This is a genomic window from Qipengyuania sp. (assembly GCF_042095715.1).
Classification (GTDB): domain Bacteria; phylum Pseudomonadota; class Alphaproteobacteria; order Sphingomonadales; family Sphingomonadaceae; genus Qipengyuania.
Map to the genome: position 1 here is coordinate 1 of NZ_JBELMO010000132.1, position 3,891 is coordinate 3,891.

The window sequence follows — 3,891 nt, forward strand, 5'->3', positions numbered from 1 at the left end:
ACGCTGACCGAGGTCGAATGCATGGGCAATTGCGCCACCGCGCCGATGGTCCAGATCAACGACGACAACTACGAGGATCTCACTCCAGACCGTCTGGACGCGATCCTCGATGCACTGGCTGCGGGACAGCAGCCCAAGACGGGGACGCAGGAGCCGGGCCGTCACACCAGCGAGCCTGTTGGCGGACCGACGACGCTGAAAGAGATGGTCACCGAGAACCACGATTATCGGGGTGAATGGTGATGGAGACCAACATCATCTCTCTGCTCGTCGCACTGGTGTTGATCTTCATCGCCTGGAAAGTGCTCAAGGGCGTGGTCAAGACCGTCGTTCTCGTGATCATCGCCATCGCAGCCGCGATCTTCGTTTTCGGAGGGTTCTCCTGATGCTGGCGGACAAGGACCGCATCTTCACCAATGTCTACGGCTTCCAGGACTGGGGCCTGAAGGCGGCGCAGGCGCGTGGTGACTGGGACAATACCAAGGCGCTGCTGGCCCGTGGTCAGGATTCGATCATCGAGGAGATGAAGGCATCGGGCCTGCGCGGGCGCGGCGGTGCCGGCTTCCCGACCGGGCTCAAGTGGTCCTTCATGCCGAAGGAAAGCAAGGACGGTCGCCCCAGCTTCCTCGTCATCAATGCCGATGAATCGGAGCCGGGATCCTGCAAGGACCGGGAGATCATCCGCCACGATCCGCACAAGTTGATAGAAGGCGCGCTGGTTGCCGGCTTCGCGATGCGCGCGAGGGCGGCCTATATCTACATCCGCGGCGAATACATCCGCGAGGCGGAGACGCTGCAGGCGGCCATCGACGAGGCTTACGATGCCGGTCTGATCGGCAAGAACGCCAGCGGGTCCGGTTACGACTTCGACGTGTTCATGCATCGCGGCGCGGGCGCCTACATCTGCGGCGAAGAGACCGCGATGATCGAAAGTCTGGAAGGCAAGAAGGGGCAACCGCGCCTCAAGCCGCCGTTTCCCGCCGGTGCCGGGCTTTATGGCTGCCCGACCACGGTCAATAATGTGGAATCGATCGCAGTCGCCCCCACGATCCTGCGTCGCGGTGCAAGCTGGTTCAGCAGCTTTGGTCGCGAAAACAACAAGGGGACGAAGCTCTTCCAGATCAGCGGCCACGTGGAAAAGCCCTGCGTGGTGGAGGAAGCGATGAGCGTCCCCTTCCGCGAACTGATCGAAAAGCATTGCGGGGGCATCACCGGCGGATGGGACAATCTGATGGCGGTGATCCCGGGCGGCTCGTCGGTCCCTCTGGTTCCGGCAAAGGACATCATGGACGCTCCCATGGATTTCGACGGGCTGAAGGAACTCGGTTCGGGTCTGGGAACGGCGGCAGTGATCGTGATGGACAAGTCCACCGATATCGTGCGCGCCATCAGCAGGATCAGCTATTTCTACAAGCACGAAAGCTGCGGACAGTGCACGCCCTGCCGCGAAGGCACGGGCTGGATGTGGCGCGTGATGGAGCGCCTGCGTACCGGAGACGCCGCGCTTGAAGAAATCGACATGCTGCAGCAGGTGACCAAGCAGGTCGAAGGCCACACCATCTGCGCGCTCGGCGATGCGGCGGCGTGGCCGATCCAGGGCCTCATCCGCCATTTCCGGCCTGAGCTGGAGCGGCGGATCGAAGAGCATCAGTCCAATTTTGCCGAGGCAGCCGAGTAATGCCTAAAGTCACCGTCGACGGTCAGGAAATCGAAGTCCCCAACGGCGCCACCGTGCTGCAGGCGTGCGAGCTTGCGGGCAAGGAAATTCCGCGCTTCTGCTATCATGAGCGGCTGAGCATCGCGGGCAACTGCCGCATGTGCCTGGTCGAGGTGAAGCCGGGGCCGCCCAAGCCGCAGGCGAGTTGCGCGCTGCCCGCGACCGACGGTCAGGAGATTCGCACCGACACCGAGATGGTGAGGAAGGCGCGCGAAGGGGTGATGGAGTTCCTGCTCATCAACCACCCGCTGGACTGCCCGATCTGCGACCAGGGCGGTGAGTGCGACCTCCAGGACCAGTCGATGTATTACGGCCGCGGGGCCACGCGCTATCACGAGAACAAGCGCGCGGTGACCGAGAAATACATGGGTCCGCTGATCAAGACGATCATGACCCGGTGCATCCATTGCACCCGCTGCGTGCGTTTTTCCGAGGAGATCGCGGGAGTCGACGAGATTGGCGCGCTCTATCGCGGCGAGGACATGCAGATCACCACCTACCTCGAGCAGGCGGCCGAACATGAACTGTCGGCCAATGTGATCGATCTGTGTCCGGTCGGCGCGCTTACCAGCCGTCCCTACGCGTTCGAGGCGCGGCCTTGGGAGCTCAAGAAGACGCTTTCCATCGATGTGTCCGACGCGGTGGGTGCCAATATCCGGCTCGACGCGCGGGGCCGTGAGGTTCTGCGCGCGCAGCCGCGGATCAACGACGAGGTCAACGAGGAATGGCTGTCCGACAAGGGCCGCTATATGGTGGATGGGCTTACTCGTCGCCGTCTCGACCGCGTGTGGATGCGCAAGGGTGGAAAACTGCAACCGGCCAGCTGGGATGAAGCCTTCAAGGCGATAGCCCAGGCCAAGCCGCAGGGCTCGATCGCCGCGATTGCCGGCGATCTGGTGGACTGCGAGACGATGTTCGCAGCCAAGAAACTGGTCGGTGCCTTGGGGTCGGACCTGTTGGAAGGCCGCCAGACGGGCATGAAGTACGCGGTACCCACGCTCGCGGCATCAGCCTTCAATTCGACGTTTGCTGGTATCGAGACCGCCGATGCGATCCTGATCGTGGGCAGCCACGTCCGCTGGGAAGCGCCGCTGGTCAATGTCCGCCTGCGCAAGGCGGCGAAGCGAGGGGCGAAGATCTTCGTGGTCGGCCCGCATTGGGATACGACCTTCAGTGCCGAATTCCTGGGTGACGATGCGGCCGTGCTGCATGATTTGCCCGCCCATGTGACCGAGGCTTTCGCCAAGGCGGACCGTCCCGCGGTAATCCTCGGCGGGGCGGGGCTGGCTGCCGGTGCGATTGATGCGGCCTTGGCGCTCGACCTCCAGCGCGAGGGCTGGAACGGGTTCAACGTGCTTCACATGGCGGCAAGCCGCATGGGCGGGCTGATGCTCGGCTATGCGCAGAAGGGCGGAATCGCCGACATCGTCTCAGCCGCGCCCAAGGTGGTGCTGGCGCTTGGCGCGGACGAGGTCGACTGGGCTCAGTTCGATGGCAGCCTCAAGGTCTTCATCGGCCACCATGGCGACAAGGGCGCTCATGCCGCCGACATCATCCTGCCCGCGGCCGCCTACAGCGAGAAGGACGGCACCTACGTCAACACGGAAGGGCGGGTTCAGTTTGCGGAAAAGGCGGTCTTCGCACCGGGTGACGCGCGCGAGGACTGGACCATCTTGCGGGCTATGGCTGATGCGCTGGGCGTGTCGGTCCGCTTCGACAGTTTTGCGCAGTTGCAGAGCGCAATGATCGCCGAAGTGCCCGCATTGGGCGAGGAAGGGATTGCCGATCTCGGCAAGCTTCCCAAGCCCGGCAAGGGCAAGGCGAAGGGTAAAATCGCTTATCCGATCAAGGATTTCTATCTCACCAACGCGATCGCCCGCGCCAGTCTGGTAATGCAGGAATGTTCGGCGGAACTGGTTCAGGGCGAAGTCCTGGAGGCGGCAGAATGACCTCGGGTTCGCATTTTGTTCTTTCCTACACGAACCGCTATGGTTATATGGATCGGCTCGCTTCAAGGAGTCGCGGGCAATGACTGAATTCTTTCAGACCAATCTCGGTCTCAGTTACGAATGGGCGTGGGGCCTCGCGACCATCGCGGGCATTCTGCTGATCGCACTGCCGCTGATGCTGGCGGTGGCGATGATCATCTACGCCGATCGCAAGATCTGGGCGGC

General features: G+C 62.8%; 4 protein-coding genes and 1 pseudogene. All 5 read left to right on the plus strand.

The window, feature by feature from the left end:
* A partial coding sequence (locus ACFDTG_RS16390) for an NAD(P)H-dependent oxidoreductase subunit E (protein ID WP_375291992.1) occupies window positions 1-243 on the plus strand: 243 nt, incomplete at its 5' end.
* Entirely contained in the window at window positions 243-386 is a 144-nt protein-coding gene (locus tag ACFDTG_RS16395) for a hypothetical protein (RefSeq protein WP_375291993.1), read from the plus strand. The genes ACFDTG_RS16390 and ACFDTG_RS16395, both read left to right, overlap by 1 nt.
* Complete coding sequence (gene nuoF, locus ACFDTG_RS16400; RefSeq protein WP_375291994.1) at window positions 386-1,678, plus strand: NADH-quinone oxidoreductase subunit NuoF; 1,293 nt, start codon at window positions 386-388, stop codon at window positions 1,676-1,678. The genes ACFDTG_RS16395 and nuoF overlap by 1 nt, the downstream gene beginning before the upstream one ends.
* The gene (gene nuoG / locus ACFDTG_RS16405; protein WP_375291995.1) at window positions 1,678-3,666 is read left to right on the plus strand and encodes an NADH-quinone oxidoreductase subunit NuoG; all 1,989 of its coding nucleotides are present in this window, start codon (window positions 1,678-1,680) and stop codon (window positions 3,664-3,666) included. The genes nuoF and nuoG overlap by 1 nt, the downstream gene beginning before the upstream one ends.
* Before the next feature lie 79 nt (window positions 3,667-3,745).
* Window positions 3,746-3,891: pseudogene (locus ACFDTG_RS16410) on the plus strand (NADH-quinone oxidoreductase subunit H); the annotation flags it as partial.

What these genes read in the sequence shown, in the direction of transcription:
- nuoF (WP_375291994.1), top strand. Translation starts at nt 386, where the DNA reads ATGCTGGCGGACAAGGACCGCATCTTCACCAATGTCTACGGCTTCCAG.
- ACFDTG_RS16395 (WP_375291993.1), top strand. Translation starts at nt 243, where the DNA reads ATGGAGACCAACATCATCTCTCTGCTCGTCGCACTGGTGTTGATCTTC.
- nuoG (WP_375291995.1), top strand. Translation starts at nt 1,678, where the DNA reads ATGCCTAAAGTCACCGTCGACGGTCAGGAAATCGAAGTCCCCAACGGC.